The following is an 18,151-nucleotide window of genomic DNA, read 5'->3' as shown; positions in this document are numbered from 1 at the left end:
TCTCCTTATAAATTATGTGAATACTTATACTATCTGTGTAATTAAAACAACTTTATTTAGCTGAAATCAATTCCAAATTATTCATATACGGTCGCAGTACCTTAGGAACAATAATCGAACCATCTTTTTGTTGATAGTTTTCTAATACAGCAATTAAAGTTCTACCCACAGCTAAACCACTTCCATTTAATGTTCCAACAAAAACAGTTTCCTTGTTTTTATTTTTATATCTTGATTTCATTCTTTGTGCCTGAAATGTTGAACAAGAAGAGCATGATGATATTTCACGATACTTGTTTTCTGATGGTAACCACACTTCAATATCATAAGTTTTTTCTGCACTAAAACCCATATCACCTGAACATAAAATTACTTTTCTATAAGGTAACTCTAGTTTATCAAGAATATCTGTAGCGCAGTTTGTCATTCGCTCTAATTCTTCTAGGCAATTTTCTTTTTCTACAATACTAACCATCTCAACCTTATAAAATTGATGTTGTCTAATCATTCCCTTGGTGTCTTTTCCATAACTGCCGGCTTCTTTTCTAAAACATGGGGTTGAGGCAACAAATCTCATTGGTAAATCTTTTTGGTCTACAATTTTATCTTTAACAATGTTTGTTAAAATTACTTCAGCAGTTGGAATTAAAAATTTTCTATCAGATCCTTCATCAAATTTTATTTCAAATTGATCGTTTTCAAATTTTGGTAATTGGCCTGTTCCATACATTGTATTATCAGAGGCAATCAATGGAGGTGAAATCTCTTGGTAGCCATTTTGAGCAATATGAGTATCTAGCATAAAGTTAGATAAAGCTCGTTCTAGTAATGCTAACTCTTTTTTAACAAATACAAATCTTGATCCAGTTGTTTTAGTTGCAAGATCAAAATCAAGCATACCTAAATTTTCTCCAAGTTCGTAATGCGATTTGGGTTTAAAATCAAATTCAGCAACTTTACCTGCTTTTAAAACTTCCACATTGTCATTTTCATCTTTTCCATTTGGAACATCCTGATGAGGTATGTTGGGTATACTTGATAAAATGTTATCTAATTCAGTTTTAGTATTTTTTTGTTGCTCAGCGATCTTTTCTAATTCAGTAGAGATTTCTTTAGATTTTTTGAATAAACTTTCATCTTTAGATTTTGAAATATCTTTTTTTTCTTTTTCTAAATTTTCTTTCTTTTGAATTAAATCTCTATTTAATTCATCAAGCTTTTTTAAATTATTAAAATCAATTTTAACTGAACGCTTTTCAAGATCTTTTTCAAATTTTGAATAGTCTTTTCTAATTTCTTTTAAATTATGCATCAGTCTTTTCTAAATTTTTGTTTTCTATAAATTTTACTGAAAATATTGATAATTCATATAAAATTAATAAAGGAATAGCTAAACCTATTTGAGTAATTGGGTCTGGTGGTGTAAGCAATGCAGCAGCAGCAAATATAATTACTACAACATACTTTCTTCTTTCTTTTAGAAATTGACTGTCAACAACACCTATTCTGGCTAACAAACTTAAGACTATAGGTAGTTGGAAACTTATTCCAAATGCAAAAATTAACTTCATAACAAGTGACAAGTATTCATTTACTTTGGCTTCTAATTGAATTGGTAGACTTGTAGACATCCCTGTACTTTCAAATGATAAAAAGAATTTAATAGCTAGAGGCATTATCAAATAATAAACTAGCATACCTCCCAAAAAGAAAAGAATTGGTGTTAAGACAAGGTATGGGAGTATAGCAACTTTTTCATGTTTATATAATCCCGGTGCAATAAATTTCCATATTTGCATTAAAATAAAAGGACAGGTCACAAAAAAAGCTGTGAAAAAGGATACTTTAATATACGTTAAAAAAGTTTCCTGTAAGGCCGTAAAAATAAGCCTTCTATCAGACCCATCATCTTTGACAGCTTGAGCAAATGGATCAACTAAAAAACCGTAGATATGTTCTGCAAATATATAACAAATAACAAAAAAGATTATTAGAAATATAAAACTATGTATTAATCTTTTTCTTAGTTCTGTTAGATGGCTAACAAATCCACCTTCATTTTCTTCATTGCTCATCTTTTTTAGTTTCTTTTTTTATTTCATTATCAATTTTTTCTTCATCAATTTCTAAATTAGAAACCTCATTTTGAATGTTGCTCACATATCTTTTTGCAGTCCCTATCCAAGAACCTGCTTTCTTTAACATGATTGGAAAATCTTTTGGACCAAGAACAATAATTGCAATACCAACTACAATTAATATCTCAAACCAACCAATAGTAGGCATGTGATTTAATCTTTGTTTTCTGAGTCTTTATTTTCGTCGGATATATTTTTTGGCTCTGTATCGTCAGTAACATCTGACGCCATTCCTTTTTTGAAACTTTTAATTCCCTTAGCTACATCACCCATCAGACTGGAGATTTTACCTCGTCCAAACAATAAGACTACTAATATAACTACGATTGCTATTTGCCAAATTCCTATGCTCATGAAAAACTTATAACCTTTTTATGGTTAATTTAAAAGTTACTTTTTTGTTAATCTTTCTCTTCAGTATCAAGAGTGCTGTTTAACATCTCGTCAATATTAGAATAAATATCCTCTTTTTTTTCTTCTTGTTTTTCTTTGTAGAATTTTCCAGTTCCAAAAATTGCATTATCGACACTAGAACTGTCAATTAATCCAGCAGCACCTAATTCATCAATTGTTGGTAAATCAGATAATTTTTGAAGATTGAAATGACTTAAAAATTCATCAGTTGTAACATACTGAATTGGTCTACCTGGTACATCTTTACGACCTCCTGGTTTCACCCAGTTGAGTTCCATCAATATTTCAAGAGTATTCGTTCCAAATGCAACACCTCTTATCTCCTCAATCTCAGCTCTAGTAACAGGTTGGTGATAAACGATTATAGCTAAAGTCTCCACAGCAGCTCTAGAAAGTTTCTTTTCTACTGTCTTCTCTTGTGACATAATATTAGATAAGTTAGGTGAAGTTCTAAACGACCACTTATCTTTAATACAAACTAAATTAATACCACGTTGAGAGTATTCTTGTTGTAACTTCTCTAATGATTTTGCAACACTACCCTTTTTAGTAATTTTGCTTTCAATTGTATCAATATCTAATGGTTCTGCAGCAGCAAAAATAACTGCTTCAATTTCTTTTTCTAAATCAGTTAACTTAGATGGAAATTTTACAATATTATCTTTTGTAATCTTTTCTTTTTTAATCATTATTTTCCTTTACATAAATATCATCAAATAACTTATCTTGTTTCATATTTAAATTTCCTTCTTTAACTAATTCTAACGATCCAGCAAATATTCCTGCTTTACCTGTACGTTTATATTTTGAATTACTTTTAAAATTTTGAGGAATTAAATCATCTAATTTCTTCCAATCAATTAATTTACCGAAAAATTCTCTAATTGTTTTAATTCCATCTTCTGTAGTAAATACAGGTAATTTGGGAATATTCATTTTTTGAAAGTCCTTGGTCATAATAATTGTTGAATATGATTTAAGAAGCTCAAATAAACTTAAATTATATTCTGTGCTATAAATAGATCTTATATTTCCTTTCATTCCTCTTGATCGAATTTCTCTTCCTAATCTTTTTCTTTTTAACATTTGTTCAGAGAGTAATCTTATCAATTCTAGTTTTTTAAGTTGTAATTTTAATTTTTCAGCAACTTCTTGAACTTTAAATTCTTCTTCTGGTGTTCCTGGAAGTAATAATTTAGATTTTAAATAAGCTAACCAAGTTGCCATCAATAAATACTCAGAAGCAATTTCTAAATTTAAATCTTTTTCTTTTGTAATATAATCGTGAAATTGATCTGCTAACTTTGTTATTGATATCTCTTCAAGATCTACCTTTTGAGCTTTGGCTAAGTCTAAAAGAACATCTAGAGGGCCATTATAATTATTAATATCAACATTAAATAATGCAGAATCAGAAATAGTCATGCTCAGATATTAACTTAAAATTTTATAAAATAGCGATGTTTTTTTTATTATAAAATTACTGACCTTTGGTGAATTATCACCAACTACCTTCATTTCAGACAATTTGCCATTACAATGAAGAGCAAGATTACAACCTGCGCTAAATGTTTTAATGGTATTGGTTTTTAAATCATCTTTTAAACTTTTCATTGATAAATCATCTGAAATTAAAATGTTTTTAAAGCCAATTTTTTTTCTAATTAAATTTATAATTTTTTTAGAGTGTGTAGCTGTATTTAACTTATCAATGCTTCGATATATTACATGCGCTGTCATTGCAAAATAGCTTTGTTTTTTCTTGAATGGAAAAAAATCATTTTTATTCAAATAATTTAACTTTTTGGTAACTACAGGTGTAAATTTATGACTATCTACTTTAGCTAAACCATGCCCTGGTATGTGTTTCATCACAGTTCCAATGGAATTTTCATGAAAATAATCAATACAAATATCTCCAATTTTAGAGATATTTTTTTTATTTTTTGAAAAAGACCTATCACCAATAATGTTGCTAGCTCCTTTAACTCTAAGATCTAAAACAGGAACTGTATTTATATTAACACCAATTGATTTAAGCAAATACGAAGTTTTATCGATAAATAATTTATAAATAATATTAAATTTTTTCTTATCTTTTGTGAATAAAATACCAAAATATTCAGAAGTCAAATTATCAAATGAAATAATTTTTCCTAATCGATTTACTCGTCCTCCTTCTTGATCAATTAATACTGGGTATTTTTTGTCTTTAAATATCTTTTTTATTTTATCAGTTAATTTTTTAGTTTGTTCAATTGAACTTATGTTTCTTGAAAATAAAATAACTCCCCATGGTTTATATTTTTTTAAAAAAGTTATCTCTTTTTTTGATAATTTTGATGATTTTAAACCAACAATAAAAGCTCTTCTATTCTTAATCATTCTCTAAAAGTTTCCAAAAATTAAACTTTTTTTTCTTTTTTTTGTTTGTTTGCTTAACGTATTCTATTACATTATCTGTATCATTTTCCAAAACAGGTAAATTTTTTGAGTATAATTTAATTTTTTCATCGTTATTTTTATAAGATCTGTATGATTTCTTTTTATTTTCATCTGAAAAATAATATCTACCAGTCAAAAAAATAAATAAAGCAATTACAATAATAAAGATTAAATACTTAATTTCTTTTAGCATTACATTTTATCTGGTGTATCTACACCAACTATATCCATTCCTGATTTTACTACGTTAGATATTGCTTTTAAAAAAATTAATTTATCTGGTGAAACTATTTTTTGATCATTAATAAATCTTTTTTCTGGGTTTTGTTTACCAAGATTCCAATACGAATGAAATTCTGAAGCCAGATCATATAAATAAACAGGTATTCTATGTGGTTCTAATTTTGAACTAGCTGCATCAACACATTTGGGCCATTCTGAAATCTTTTTTAAAATTTTGATCTCATCATTTGAGTATTCGAAACTATAATTATCTAATTCAATTTTTGAATTTAAATCTTTATCAATATGTCTAAAGACAGATGAAATTCTAGCATAACAATATTGAACATAATATAACGGATTATCTTTAGATTTTTCTTTTACAGCATCAAAATCAAAATCTAATTCCACATCACTACTTCTATTAAGCATGATGAATCTAGTTGCATCTTTTCCAACTTCTTCAATTAAATCATCAACCGTAATGTAGTCGCCTTTTCTTTTAGACATCTTAAATGGTTTGTTATCTTTAATTAATTTTACAAGCTGACTAATTTTACAAATCAATTTATCTTTTTTTCCTGATAAAGCTTCAACTGAGGAGGAAATTCTTTTGATGTAACCAGCATGATCTGCGCCAAGAATATTTATTAAATAATCAAATTTACGATCTACTTTATTTTTATGATAAGCAACATCACTTGCAAAATAAGTCCATGTTCCATCTGACTTTTGTAATGCTCTATCTTTATCGTCACCAAAATCAGTAGATTTAAAAAGTAACTGTTCTCTTTCTACCCAGTTTTTATCATCTTCACCAGCTGGAGCTTTAATTTTTCCTTTATATACAAATTTATTCTTTTCTAAAAATTTTATTACACTCTCTACTTCGTTATTTGAAACAATAGTTTTTTCACTAACAAAATTATCGTGATTAATTCCTAAACTCTTAAGGTTCTTTTTAATTAAAAGTAGCGCCTGTTCTATAGATAAAGCTGTTAACTTATCGCTTATTTTCTCATAATCATCAAAATTTAGATCTGAATTATCCGAAACTATATTTTTTGCAAAATCAATAAGGTAATCTCCTGGATACAAATCAGGGTTATCTTGAGGAAATGTTTCGTTAAATTTTACTTCCCTAATTCTAAAGTATACAGATTTTGTAAAATTTATAATCTGGTTACCATAATCATTTACATAATACTCTTTAGTAACCTTGTGTTTATTAAATATTAATACATTAGATATGACATCACCTAAAATAGCTCCTCTACAATGACCAACATGTAAAGGTCCCGTAGGATTAGCTGATACAAATTCAACTAAATAATTATTTTTTTTCTCTTTTTCATTAATTCCAAATTTTTCAGCGTTATCAATTATTTCTTTAATAAAGTTTGACCAAAAAGATGGCTTAAATTTAATATTTATGAAACCAGGTTTAGCAACGGATATATTGTCAATTTGATCATCACTATTTTTTATTTCAGGTGCAAGTTTTTCTGCCAATTCTATTGGAGAAGTTTTGTTTAGTTTCGACAAAACCATTGCAACATTAGTTGAAATATCACAATCGAATTTTAGGGGTGGTATTTCCGCATTAATACCATTGAAACTTTCTGGAACGATAAGTTGATTTTTTTTACTAAGCTCAACAATAACAGATTTAATTTTATCTAGATATAATTCAAAAATATTCATTTATTATCTTTATAAAGGTTAATTGCATATCTATCTGTCATACCAGATATAAAATCTGAAATAGCTCTATATTTGTCTTTAGTCAATTGCTCTTTAGTCAGAAATTTTCTAGGATTTGATTTAATTATTTTAAATAATTTATTAATTATCATTTTACCTCTTTGATTCTTATTAAGCACCGATTTATTGTCATACATTCTATGTCTTAAAAATGATCTGATTTCTTGCTCTGAATTTTCTATTTTATCTGAAAAAGAAACTATTAATTGATTTGATTTTGATACATCTTTTAATGACTTAACTTTAAATTTTTTAATATTTCTTTCTGTGTTACTTAATAAATCTTTAATCATAATATCTATTGAATCTCTGATGATTTGATAAATAGCAATTTTATAATTTTTTTTATTAATTTTGTTTTTATATCTTTGGTAAATATTTTTGAAAAAATCTAATTCAACTAGTTCCTCAAGTTTAAATAGGTTTGCTTTAATTCCATCCTGAATGTCATGATTATTATAGGCAATATCATCTGATATAGCTGATATTTGAGCTTCTAATGATGGATAAGTGTTAAAATTAATTTTATTTTTGAAAACTTTTAAACCAATTAATTTATTGATCATGCTTAGATCATCTACAGGTCCGTTATGTTTTAAAAGGCCTTCTAAAGTTTCAAGAGTTAAATTTAATCCAGCAAATTTGAAATATTTATTCTCCAAAAACATTACTATTCTTAGTGTCTGAAGATTGTGATCAAAACCACCATAATTATGCATACATTCATCTAAAGCATCCTCTCCTGCATGGCCAAATGGAGTATGACCTAAATCATGAGCAAGACTTAAGGTTTCAGCTAAATCTTCATTTAATTTAAGATATTTTGCAATTGATCTTGCTATTTGAGCAACTTCAATTGAATGAGTAATCCTTGTTCTAAAATGATCTCCTTCAGTGTTAACAAATACTTGGGTTTTATGCTTTAATCTTCTAAATGATGCGCTGTGAATTATACGATCTCTGTCACGTTGAAAAGGAGATCTGTATTTTGAATTAGCTTCTTTATTAAGTCTGCCTTTACTTTTAAATACTCCTAACAAAGTGTCTTTTTTCATCCTTTAATTTAAATAATTAAGTATTATATTAGTAATATCAGTGTTCAGACATGATTAAAGAAATTAAATTTACGGATAAAGCGTTAAAACAAATAGATAATTTGTTGTCAAAAAAAGACAAAGGATCATTCTTCAGAATCGCTATCAAAGGTGGAGGATGTTCTGGTTTTCAATATGAATTTACATTTGATAAATCAAAACAAGATGATGATTTAAATTATCAAAATATTTTAATTGATAAAACTTCGGCTGATTTGCTTAAAGGATCTGAGGTTGATTATGTGTCTGAACTTATAGGTGAACAATTCAAAATTTCTAATCCACAAACCAAATCTTCATGTGGTTGTGGAGTGTCTTTCTCACTTTAATGCTCATTTCATCTTGGAATGTAAACTCGGTAAGAGCAAGAATCGAAAATATCAAAAGCTACTTATTAAAATATAAACCTGATATTTTAATGATGCAGGAAATCAAAACTGAAGATGTTAATTTTCCATATGATGATTTTTCATCAATGGACTATGAAAGTCATGTATTTGGTCAAAAAAGTTACAATGGTGTAGCAATTATATCTAAAAATAAATTAAAAAATGTCAAAACAGATTTAATTAAGGATAAGTTAAAACAATCAAGAATAATTTCAGCTGAATTTGAACATAAGAAAAAAAATATACAATTAATAAATATTTATACGCCTAATGGTAATCCTGTAGATACTGAAAAATACGATTATAAAAAAGATTGGCTTGATCAATTAATAAAGCAATTAAAAACTTTATCTAAAAAAAATTCAAATATTATTTTAGCTGGTGATTTCAATATTATCCCTTCAGCAGAAGATGTTTATAATGTTAAAAGTTTTGAAGACGACGCATTATACAGACTTGAAATAAGAAAAAAATTTAGAGAAATGATTAATCTTGGTTTTAATGATGTCTACAGACATTTTTATGAAGATAAAGAAGGATATACATTTTGGGATTATATGAGAGGCGCATGGCAAAAAAATAATGGTATGAGGATTGATCATTTTTTAGTTTCAAATTCTATAATTGATCAAATTAAAGATATTAATATTAATAAAGATCCACGTGGAAGAGAAAAGCCTTCTGATCACACACCAATTGAGATTAATTTAGCTTAAAGATTTAATTTTATTTACTAATTCTGCGTTAATATTTCTTGGGCCAGTATCCATTCTATTCTTGTGACGTCTTTCTCCAGGTAATCTTACTTCACCCATCGATTTCATTTTTTCAAAAAATTCCTCAGCGTGTTTTTGCCAATTAGTACCTGAAGTTTTATCTGGATTAATAGCTAGTATGAATTCACCGCCACTTGGAGGACCACCATCATTATTATCTTTAGCTGCTGTTTCAAAACTAAAATTATCCCCAACTAATGCGCCTGCCATTAATTCTACCATCATTGCAATTGCAGACCCTTTGTAACCACCAAAGGGTAATAAAACTCCGCCATCGGCAATTTCCCCTGGATCAGTTGTTTCTTTTCCATCTTTAGTTAATCCTGTTCCAAGTGGAACTTTGTGCCCTTCTCTTTTAGCAACTTGAACTTCTCCCATTGCCATTGAGGCTGTTGCCATATCATAAACAACTGGTGTTTTACCAGGACGTGGCCAAGCAAATGAAATTGGGTTCGTTCCAAATAATGGTTTAATAGCACCAGCAGGTGCTACAGCCGGCTTATAAGATGTACAAGCAAATGCAACCAAACCTTCTTCTGCTAGTTTTTCTGTCTCAGGCCACATAGCAGCCATATGATGTGAATTATTTATTGCTAACACAGCTACACCATTTTCTTTTGCAGCTTTTGCAAGTTCAGGCAATCCTTTATTTAATACAACAGGAGCTAAACAATTATTTCCTTCAACTTTAATTACTGATGGAGATATTTTTTTTACTTCAGGTTTCCCTTTTCCATTTATCTTTCCACCTTTAAGACCAGTCACGTATGCTGGCAATCTAAACAAACCATGTGAGACAGAACCATCTCTTTCTGCATTTCTAATTAAATCTGAAAGAATTGATGCAGTTTCATCATCGCATCCATTAGCTAAAAGTGTTTTTTTAGCTAGTTCAAATATTTCGTCTAAAGTTAAAGATACAGTGCTCATTATTTTGATTTACATTTTTTACATAAACCAAAAAATTCTAGATTATATTTGCTATATTTCATTCCAGAGTTATCTGAAAAGCTAGATAAATATTTTGAAAGTTTTGAGTTGCTTATTTCTGATACATTTTCACAACTTTCGCAAATTGAAAAAGCTGTAGCTTTAGAAACCTGACAGCTGGAATTTTGACAAGCAATAAAAGCATTTCTGCTTTCAATCTTATGAATTTTTCCAATTTCAACCAACTTATCTAGGGCTCTATAAACTTGTAGTGGTGCTTTTATTCCCTTTTTTTGGACATTAAATAAAATTGAATAAGCTTTCATAGGTCCACCAGATTTATCAATAAGATCAAAAATGATTTTTTGATTTTTTGAAAGGCTATGTTCTTTTTGCATTTTAAATTCTTATCAATTAGTTATCAGTTTTTCAATTTAATCGATTGTTTAATATTAAGTAAAGACAATATAAATAATACTAAAGCGGCCATTATTATCGAAGGCCCAGATGATGTATTAAATTCTAAGGACGAAAATAGACCTAATAATACTGACAACAATCCTCCAATTATTGAAAATAACACCATCTTTTGAGGGCTATCAGAAATATTTCTAGCCATCGCTGCTGGAATAATAAGCATACCTGTAATCAATAATAACCCTACCATTTTAATTGATATTGCTATTACAGCGGCCATAAGAATTGTAAAAATAGCTTTTGCTCTATCAGGGTTTAACCCTTCTGCTTCTGCTAATTCGTAATTAACTGTAGATGCAAACAATGGTTTCCAAATTAATTTAAGAACTAATAAAATTACTGCCCCACCAGTCCAGATGATTAGTAAATCATCAGTTGTTACGGCTAATATATCACCAAACAAAAGTCCCATAATATCAAAACGAATAAAGGTTAAAAAACCTATTACTACTAATCCAACAGCTAAAGAAGAGTGAGCTAATAGACCAAGCAAAGCATCACCAGGTAAATTAGTTTTCTTCTGTAATTGAATTAAAATTAAAGCAATTAAAGATGAAATAATAAATACTGAAAGAGCAATGTTTAATTCAAACGAGTAAGCTAAAGTAACACCTAGTAGAGCTGAGTGAGCTAATGTATCACCAAAGTAAGATAATCTTCTCCAAACAACAAAACAACCAAGAGGCCCAGTTACTAGGGCTATACCTAAGCCTGCAATTAGTGCTCTTATAAAAAAATCATCAAACATATTAATTTTTCTTTATTTCACCTTTGTCTGAATGAACGTGATCATGTTTATGTTCATATACAGAAAGAATTTGAGATGCTTGTTCACCAAATAAGGTTTTATATTCATTATTTTTAGCAACATCCATTGGTGATCCAGAACAACATACATGACCATTTAAACAAACCACATGATCAGTTGCAGTCATAACTGTATGTAGATCATGAGAGATTAATAGAATTCCACAATTTAGTGTATCAGAAATTCTTTTTATTAATTCATACAAAGCAATCTCACCAGTATAATCAACTCCTTGAACAGGTTCATCAAGAACTAATAATTCAGGTTTTTTTGAAATAGCTCTTGCAATTAAAACTCTTTGAAATTCTCCACCTGATAAATTTCCTAAATTTTTATTCTTAAGATGGATAACACCTGTTAATGTAAGTGCTTCATCAATTGCCTCTTCTTTAATATTTTCTGTTAGAAGCATAAAGTCATAAACTCTTAACGGTAAAGTCCAATCAATAGATATTTTTTGAGGAACATATCCAACTTTATTTGTGTATTTCTCAACACTTCCTTCTATGTTTTTGTAAATTCCCAATGCAATTTTTGCGGTAGTACTTTTTCCAGAGCCATTAGGTCCAATAAGGGTAACAATCTTTCCTTTTTCAACAGTTAATGAAACACCTTCTACTAGCCATTTATCATTTTGTTTAAAACCAGCGTTATTTAATTTTACTAATGTAATATTTTCTGAGCTCATATATTGCTTGACTTATAAATGTTATATTATTACATAACGTTATATTATAACAACCAATTAAATTACTTATTATGAAAAATATTAAAAAAATACCACTTATATTCTCAATATTATCAATTCTAACATTCTTTACACCAGCAAATGCTGAAATAAAAGTAGTTGCTTCTATTAAACCAATTCATTCATTAGCTAGTTACTTAATGGATGGTATTGCTAAACCTGATTTAATAGTTGATGGATATGCTTCTCCACACGGATTTGCAATGAAACCTTCGCACGCAAAAATGCTTCAAAATGCAGATCTAATATTCTGGGTTGGTGAAGATTTAGAGAGTTTTTTAGAAAAACCATTGAGTTCAATTGCTAAGAAAGCAGAAAAAATTGAATTAATGGAAACTAAAGGATTACAGGTATTAAAATTTAGAGAAAGAAATATTTTTGACGAACATGATCATGACGATCATGGACATGACGATCATGGTAAAAAGGAAGATGATCACGACCATGATGACCACGGTAAAAAGGAAGATGATCACGACCACGGACATGACGATCATGGTAAAAAAGAGGATGATCATGACGACCACGGACATGACGATCATGATGGACATGCGCATGGTGAATTTGATCCACACATTTGGTTGGACCCAATTAATGCAAAAGCTATGTTAAATGAAATGGCAGAACATTTAATTGAAAATGATCCTAAAAATGAAGCTAAGTATAAAAGTAATTTAGCTAAAGCTTTACAAGAAATCGATAAACTTACAATTGATGTAATGACTGATTTAAGTAGCAGTGATGCTTCAATTGTATTTCATGATGCGTATCAATATTTTGAGAAAAGATTTAATGTAAATATATTAGGTGCTTTTACTGTTAATACTGATGTAATGCCAGGAGCAGAACAACTAGCAGAAATCAGAGAGATAATTGAGCACGATAAAGTTGCTTGTGTATTTTCTGAACCTCAATTTAACCCTGATATCATTAAAGCGGTTGCAAAAGACATGAATATTAAAACCGGTGTAGTTGATCCATTAGGAGCGACTTTAGACCCAGGAAAAGACTTATATTTCAATTTAATTAGAAATATGTCTGCATCTTTCAAAGGTTGTTAATTAAAAATTAGGTTTAATCCGGGAATTTTTTTAAATTCTCGGATTAACAAATAATTATTACTTTTATTTAATCTCACAAAAAACATTGTATTTATTTTAAAGAAGATTTATTTTCTTTCATAATCTGACTATATGAATGATTTAAATTTATTTAAAAAAAATGGCTTTCTTGTTAAAGAAAATCTTATTTCTCAAACAAAGATAAATAAAATTAATAAAATTGTTAATGAAGTAATTTCAAAAGAAAAAAAAAGAAAAAAAGGTAATGGTACAAATGGAACTCAGTCCTATGATAATTACCATTTTGTTTACAATTCGAGTTCTCCAAAAAATAAAGAAATTCTAAGACTAAATAATCCTCAGAACAGGCATAAAGTTTTCTATGAGTTATCTAGAGATAAAAAAATTATATCTATAGCAAAAAAATTATTAGGTGGAACAGTTAGATTTCATCTAGGTAAATTAAATTTCAAGCTTCCGAATAAGAAAAAAGGTAGTGAAATTGGATGGCATCAAGATTGGGCTTTTTACCCTCATACAAACGATGATTTAATTACAGTTGGTATATATTTAGATGATTGTTATGAAAAAAATGGGCCACTTAAAATAATAAAGAATTCACACAAAAAGAAATTGTACAGCCACCACAGCAAAGAAAATTATTTTGTTGGAAAAATAGACACTAAGAAAAATAAAATAGGAACTAAAGATAGTGTTTCTATAACTGGAACGGCTGGAACAGTAGTATTTTTTCATTGTAGATCAGTTCATGGGTCTGGACACAATCAAATGAATAACTCAAGACCGTTAATTTTATTTGGATATAGAGCTTGTGATGCGTGGCCATTAATCAATGACGGAAACCCTCATCCTGAAGTTGATTTGGAAAATTATGACAAAAATATAATTGTTGGAAATAAATCAATAAAACCAAGATTGACTAAAGTCCCAACCATAATCCCACTGCCTAAGAAGAAACACTACGTTTCTATCTATGAACTTCAAAAAAATTAAATCACATTAAAGTTTATTGTAATAAATCTTTAACAAAACATTCATATAAATTTTGAATGTCATTTTTTAAAAAATATCTAAAGTGGATCAGTACACTCTTAGTGTTAAGTGGTATTTTACTTACAAATCTTAATATTTACCCACTGAATATTTATTTTCATGGACTTGGTGTTGTCGGATGGACAATTTCAGGTTTCTTATTAAAGGATAAAGCCATTTTAACTAACTTTGGGTTACAAATTCCATTATTTGTAATCGGTATTTATAAAATTATTTTTTAATGAAAAATATTTTATTTGTATGCACAGGAAATTCAGCAAGAAGCATTATAGCTGAGATTATTATTAATAACGAATACTCAAATAAATTTAAAGCTTTCAGTGCTGGTAGCAATCCATCAGGAAAAATCAATATTGATGTTAGAAGTTTTTTAGAGAAAAATAAAAATTATGATCTAACTAACTATAGTTCTAAAAACTTTGAAGAGTTTATAAATAATGAAATAAAGATGGATCACGTAATAACGGTATGCAATAACGCAAATAATGAGGTATGTCCTATTTGGCCTGATAAAAACCAAATTATACACTGGGATATAGACGATCCAGTAACTAAACTTCAAAATGCTAATGACGAAGAAAAGCAAATAATCATTAGAAACACTTTCAATATTATAAGCAATAAAATTAAAGATTGGCTAGATGAAAAATAAAAATAAATATTTTCTTTCAGAATTTATTGGAAGTTGCTTCCTGGTAATGATCATAGTTGGATCAGGTTTAATGGCAGAAAATCTTACCAATGATACAGCGCTAATGCTAATTGCAAATACTATAGCAACTGGAGCTGGATTATTCGTGTTAATAACTGTTTTTGCAGATGTATCTGGGGCTCACTTCAATCCATTTGTAAGTATTGCTATGACAATTACAGGAAAATTAAAAAAACGTCTTCTACCCTTTTATATTTCAGCTCAGATCCTTGGATGTTTGTTAGGTGTAGCTTTAGCTAATTTCTTTTTTGAACATCAGATTTTTGAATTATCGACAAAATCAAGAGATGGTATCTATATTTTTGTATCAGAAATTGTTGCAACATTAGGACTAATAATCATTATTTTTGGATCCATGAAGTCAGGTAAAATTACCGTAGCTGCATCTGTTGGATTATATATTACAGCTGGTTATTGGTTTACTTCATCAACATCTTTTGCAAATCCTGCTGTAGCAATAGCAAGAACATTCACAGAGTCGTTTACTGGTATAAGTTATTTAAACACTCCTTTTTATATAACTGCTGAATTAATTGGTATGTTAATTGCTGTTTATATTGCAAAAAAATTATTCTTAGAAAAAGATTGAAAAATTTAAAACTAACAAACAATATTAAATTAATTAATAAAAAATTTAAAAAAAATGAATTTTATCATTTTTTAAAAACCTCAAACCTTTCAATCGTAATACCCAAAATTAAAAACAAGTATATTTTAGTTTCACAAAAAAGAATTCCTATAAATCAAATTAATTTTGAGTTTCCATCTGGTATCATTGAAAAACATGAAACAGCTTTAATATCTGCTAAAAAAGAATTAATTGAAGAAACAGGATATAAATCAAGAAATAAATTGAGAAAAATTACTTCATTTTATTCTGAACCGGGTCGACTCACCACTAAAATTACTGGTTTTTTTTGTAATAATCTTATTAAAATTTCAAAGCCTGAAAAAGGAATAAAAATCCACATAGTTTCAGATCATCAAATAATTAAATTAATTAAGAATGGTAAATTTAATAACGCCTCTCATATTGGTATGTTTTTGTTTTATAAAAAAAAATACGCTCGATAACATTATCGAGCGTATTTCAGGGGTCTATTGTTAATTAACCAATTCTAGAGCCATCATTTTTTCTAATAGCTATAATTGAAGATCTTGGAGCCGTACCAGGTCCGTCTGGCCATATAGAATTACCTTTTTCACCTGGATGTTGAATACCAACAAACATAGTTTTGTAATCTTTACTCCAGGTCAATCCTGTAACCTCTGCCTCATTAGGACCTACAAGAAATCTTTTAATCTCACCTGTCTTTGGGTCACCATACAACATTTGATTATTACCCATACCTGCAAAGTCTCCTGAATTAGAGTATTTTCCATCTGTTTGTATCCATAATCCTCCTTTAGAATCAAATTTAATTCCATCAGGAGCATTAAACATATTTTCCTTAGTTATGTTTTTAGATCCAGCATTTGATCCTTTGTGAACAGCTGGATTTCCAACTAAAGCAAATATATCCCATTTAAAATTAGATGAAGCATGATCACCTCTATCTGCTGTCCATCTAACAATTTGACCATATTGATTGTTTATTCTGGGGTTAGGTCCATTCACAGACGTATCATCGCCACCAGCATTTGGTTTTTTTCCTCTGTTCTTATTATTTGTTAAAGCAACATATGCTTCTGCTTTTAATGGATTTGCTGCAACCCATTCAGGCCTATCCATTGTAGTCCCGCCTGCTGCAGAAGCTGCCATTCTTGTATGAATAGCTATTTCGGCTTTAGACTTCATTCCAGTTGTTTCAGGCGTTAAAGGTAACCATTTGCCTTTTCCATTGTCATCAAACTTGGCAACAAATAAATCTCCATCTTCTAAAACTTTGGAGTTATCACCATTTTTATTATATTTTTTTGATGAAATAAATTTATACAAATACTCACCTCTTTCATCATCTCCCAAATAAACAACAACTTCATTATTTTTACCAAGTGTTACCTCAGCATTTTCGTGCTTAAATCTTCCTAAAGCTGTTCTTTTTTTTGGAGTAGATGAGGGATTTAATGGATCGATTTCAACAACATAACCAGCTCTATTTGGCTCATTTGGTTCTAGATCCCAATTAAACCTATCATCAAATTTACCCCAAGCATAACCCCAATCCTTTGTTGAAATACCATATCTTTTAAATTCTGGTGGAATATCGGCATTAGGGTCAGTATTAGAAAAATATCCGTTAAAGTTTTCCTCACATGCAAGATAAGTTCCCCATGGAGTTTTACCATTTCCACAGTTGTTCCATGTTCCTAAGGATAATGTTCCCGTTGGATCAGAAATTGTTTTTAACAAATCATGCCCTCTTGCAGGACCTGTAATTTCCATTCTTGAATCTGCGGTTATTCTTCTATTATATTTAGAGTCCTTAACTATTTCCCATTTACCATTTTTATTTGATATTTCAAAAATACTAACACCATGACCTGCTTTACCTTTTCTAACATCATCTGCTGTTTCAGGTAATTTGGTGCCTCTGTTGTCGTAAATAATTGATCTATTTACATATTCATTATTAACAGCAATGATTGTTTTACCATCTTTAGTATAAAAAGTATCCATACCATCATTGTTATCACCAAAAGCAAGTTCCTGTGTCTCACCAGTTCCTCTTGTGTAATGATCAAACCATTTACCCTTAGTAAATAATGGGTCACCCCACTTAGCTAAGATTTCCCAACTATATCCTTCTGGTACTGTAATATCATCTTTTGTATCTGCTTTAATTGGTTTAAAATTTACAAGACCAGAAAATGCAGCTTCTGCATCTGTAGAGCTTAAAATGTTAAGTCCAGAACCAAGAACAAAAGCTGATGCGCCAAACATAGCACTATTTTTCATAAAGCTTCTTCTGCTCATTGCCTTTTGAAGTATATTGTCAAAATCAACCACTTCTGGTGGTGGATTATTTATTTCATCATATTCATCAATTGATAAATTATGTACTTTAGTTTTATTATTTTTCATAAAAAATCTCCTTTAAAGAAACATCACAGAAAAATATGACATTTAAATTAATGATATATTTCAATAAAATTAAA

General features: G+C 29.0%; 23 protein-coding genes. 8 read left to right on the top strand and 15 right to left on the bottom strand.

Annotated elements, in window-relative coordinates:
* Nucleotides 1–52: 52 nt before the first annotated feature.
* Genes serS through DT059_RS06190 form a run of 10 tightly spaced genes read right to left on the bottom strand, consistent with a single transcriptional unit; the run spans nt 53 to nt 8,038 of the window.
* Complete coding sequence (gene serS / locus DT059_RS06235; RefSeq protein WP_145597668.1) at nt 53–1,312, bottom strand: serine--tRNA ligase; 1,260 nt, start codon at nt 1,310–1,312, stop codon at nt 53–55.
* Nucleotides 1,305–2,075: a twin-arginine translocase subunit TatC gene (gene tatC / locus DT059_RS06230; protein ID WP_075503424.1), complete on the bottom strand. Its 771-nt coding sequence runs from the start codon at nt 2,073–2,075 to the stop codon at nt 1,305–1,307. The genes serS and tatC overlap by 8 nt, the downstream gene beginning before the upstream one ends.
* Nucleotides 2,065–2,286, bottom strand: coding sequence for a Sec-independent protein translocase protein TatB (tatB, locus tag DT059_RS06225; protein WP_145597666.1), 222 nt, complete (start codon nt 2,284–2,286; stop codon nt 2,065–2,067). The genes tatC and tatB overlap by 11 nt, the downstream gene beginning before the upstream one ends.
* A gap of 5 nt (nt 2,287–2,291) precedes the next feature.
* Nucleotides 2,292–2,492: a twin-arginine translocase TatA/TatE family subunit gene (gene tatA / locus DT059_RS06220; RefSeq protein WP_023853830.1), complete on the bottom strand. Its 201-nt coding sequence runs from the start codon at nt 2,490–2,492 to the stop codon at nt 2,292–2,294.
* A 47-nt stretch (nt 2,493–2,539) separates the two neighbouring features.
* Entirely contained in the window at nt 2,540–3,241 is a 702-nt protein-coding gene (gene scpB, locus DT059_RS06215; protein ID WP_072090573.1) for an SMC-Scp complex subunit ScpB, read from the bottom strand.
* A complete protein-coding gene (locus DT059_RS06210; protein WP_145597664.1) occupies nt 3,234–3,977 on the bottom strand; it encodes a segregation and condensation protein A in 744 nt (247 codons plus the stop codon). The genes scpB and DT059_RS06210 overlap by 8 nt, the downstream gene beginning before the upstream one ends.
* Nucleotides 3,978–3,986: 9 nt before the next feature.
* Nucleotides 3,987–4,937, bottom strand: a complete 951-nt coding sequence (locus tag DT059_RS06205; RefSeq protein WP_145597661.1) for a glycoside hydrolase family 3 N-terminal domain-containing protein — start codon at nt 4,935–4,937, stop codon at nt 3,987–3,989.
* A complete protein-coding gene (locus DT059_RS06200) occupies nt 4,930–5,190 on the bottom strand; it encodes a hypothetical protein (protein ID WP_145597659.1) in 261 nt (86 codons plus the stop codon). The genes DT059_RS06205 and DT059_RS06200 overlap by 8 nt, the downstream gene beginning before the upstream one ends.
* Nucleotides 5,190–6,923: an arginine--tRNA ligase gene (argS, locus tag DT059_RS06195; RefSeq protein ID WP_145597657.1), complete on the bottom strand. Its 1,734-nt coding sequence runs from the start codon at nt 6,921–6,923 to the stop codon at nt 5,190–5,192. Before argS ends, DT059_RS06200 begins: the two co-directional genes overlap by 1 nt.
* Complete coding sequence (locus DT059_RS06190) at nt 6,920–8,038, bottom strand: deoxyguanosinetriphosphate triphosphohydrolase (RefSeq protein WP_145597655.1); 1,119 nt, start codon at nt 8,036–8,038, stop codon at nt 6,920–6,922. The genes argS and DT059_RS06190 overlap by 4 nt, the downstream gene beginning before the upstream one ends.
* Before the next feature lie 50 nt (nt 8,039–8,088).
* On the opposite strand from DT059_RS06190, the gene DT059_RS06185 reads away from it, so the two are divergent.
* Both DT059_RS06185 and xth read left to right on the top strand, forming a co-directional pair.
* Nucleotides 8,089–8,406 carry a HesB/IscA family protein gene (locus tag DT059_RS06185; RefSeq protein WP_023853837.1) on the top strand — a complete coding sequence of 106 codons (318 nt, stop codon included), beginning with the start codon at nt 8,089–8,091 and terminating at the stop codon, nt 8,404–8,406.
* Nucleotides 8,406–9,182: an exodeoxyribonuclease III gene (gene xth / locus DT059_RS06180; protein ID WP_145597653.1), complete on the top strand. Its 777-nt coding sequence runs from the start codon at nt 8,406–8,408 to the stop codon at nt 9,180–9,182. Before DT059_RS06185 ends, xth begins: the two co-directional genes overlap by 1 nt.
* Here the strand turns inward: xth and DT059_RS06175 are convergent.
* The 4 genes from DT059_RS06175 to DT059_RS06160 are packed head-to-tail and all read right to left on the bottom strand — an operon-like array spanning nt 9,174 to nt 12,145.
* Nucleotides 9,174–10,172: an Ldh family oxidoreductase gene (locus DT059_RS06175; protein WP_145597651.1), complete on the bottom strand. Its 999-nt coding sequence runs from the start codon at nt 10,170–10,172 to the stop codon at nt 9,174–9,176. The genes xth and DT059_RS06175 overlap by 9 nt on opposite strands.
* The gene (locus DT059_RS06170) at nt 10,172–10,570 is read right to left on the bottom strand and encodes a Fur family transcriptional regulator (protein ID WP_145597650.1); all 399 of its coding nucleotides are present in this window, start codon (nt 10,568–10,570) and stop codon (nt 10,172–10,174) included. Before DT059_RS06170 ends, DT059_RS06175 begins: the two co-directional genes overlap by 1 nt.
* 23 nt (nt 10,571–10,593) lie before the next feature.
* Nucleotides 10,594–11,397 carry a metal ABC transporter permease gene (locus tag DT059_RS06165; RefSeq protein ID WP_145597648.1) on the bottom strand — a complete coding sequence of 268 codons (804 nt, stop codon included), beginning with the start codon at nt 11,395–11,397 and terminating at the stop codon, nt 10,594–10,596.
* A 1-nt stretch (nt 11,398) separates the two neighbouring features.
* The gene (locus DT059_RS06160; protein ID WP_145597646.1) at nt 11,399–12,145 is read right to left on the bottom strand and encodes an ATP-binding cassette domain-containing protein; all 747 of its coding nucleotides are present in this window, start codon (nt 12,143–12,145) and stop codon (nt 11,399–11,401) included.
* Nucleotides 12,146–12,216: 71 nt separating this feature from the next.
* On the opposite strand from DT059_RS06160, the gene DT059_RS06155 reads away from it, so the two are divergent.
* The 6 genes from DT059_RS06155 (at nt 12,217) to DT059_RS06130 (ending at nt 16,126) form a co-directional block, all read left to right on the top strand.
* A complete protein-coding gene (locus DT059_RS06155; RefSeq protein WP_145597644.1) occupies nt 12,217–13,266 on the top strand; it encodes a zinc ABC transporter substrate-binding protein in 1,050 nt (349 codons plus the stop codon).
* Between the two features lie 132 nt (nt 13,267–13,398).
* A complete protein-coding gene (locus DT059_RS06150; protein WP_145597642.1) occupies nt 13,399–14,280 on the top strand; it encodes a phytanoyl-CoA dioxygenase family protein in 882 nt (293 codons plus the stop codon).
* Between the two features lie 56 nt (nt 14,281–14,336).
* Nucleotides 14,337–14,561, top strand: coding sequence for a DUF6552 family protein (locus tag DT059_RS06145; RefSeq protein ID WP_145597640.1), 225 nt, complete (start codon nt 14,337–14,339; stop codon nt 14,559–14,561).
* Nucleotides 14,561–14,992, top strand: coding sequence for an arsenate reductase/protein-tyrosine-phosphatase family protein (locus tag DT059_RS06140; protein ID WP_145597638.1), 432 nt, complete (start codon nt 14,561–14,563; stop codon nt 14,990–14,992). The genes DT059_RS06145 and DT059_RS06140 overlap by 1 nt, the downstream gene beginning before the upstream one ends.
* Complete coding sequence (locus tag DT059_RS06135; protein ID WP_145597636.1) at nt 14,982–15,641, top strand: MIP/aquaporin family protein; 660 nt, start codon at nt 14,982–14,984, stop codon at nt 15,639–15,641. The genes DT059_RS06140 and DT059_RS06135 overlap by 11 nt, the downstream gene beginning before the upstream one ends.
* A complete protein-coding gene (locus DT059_RS06130) occupies nt 15,638–16,126 on the top strand; it encodes an NUDIX hydrolase (RefSeq protein ID WP_145597634.1) in 489 nt (162 codons plus the stop codon). Before DT059_RS06135 ends, DT059_RS06130 begins: the two co-directional genes overlap by 4 nt.
* Before the next feature lie 34 nt (nt 16,127–16,160).
* Here DT059_RS06130 and DT059_RS06125 read toward each other — a convergent pair whose 3' ends face one another.
* Entirely contained in the window at nt 16,161–18,077 is a 1,917-nt protein-coding gene (locus tag DT059_RS06125) for a PhoX family protein (RefSeq protein WP_145597632.1), read from the bottom strand.
* Between the last annotated feature and the right edge of the window lie 74 nt (nt 18,078–18,151).

This window comes from Candidatus Pelagibacter sp. FZCC0015 (assembly GCF_007833635.1).
In the GTDB taxonomy this organism is placed as follows: Bacteria; Pseudomonadota; Alphaproteobacteria; order Pelagibacterales; family Pelagibacteraceae; genus Pelagibacter.
Note: the sequence above shows the minus strand (reverse complement) of the source record. Positions and strands in the feature narration are given on the sequence as shown.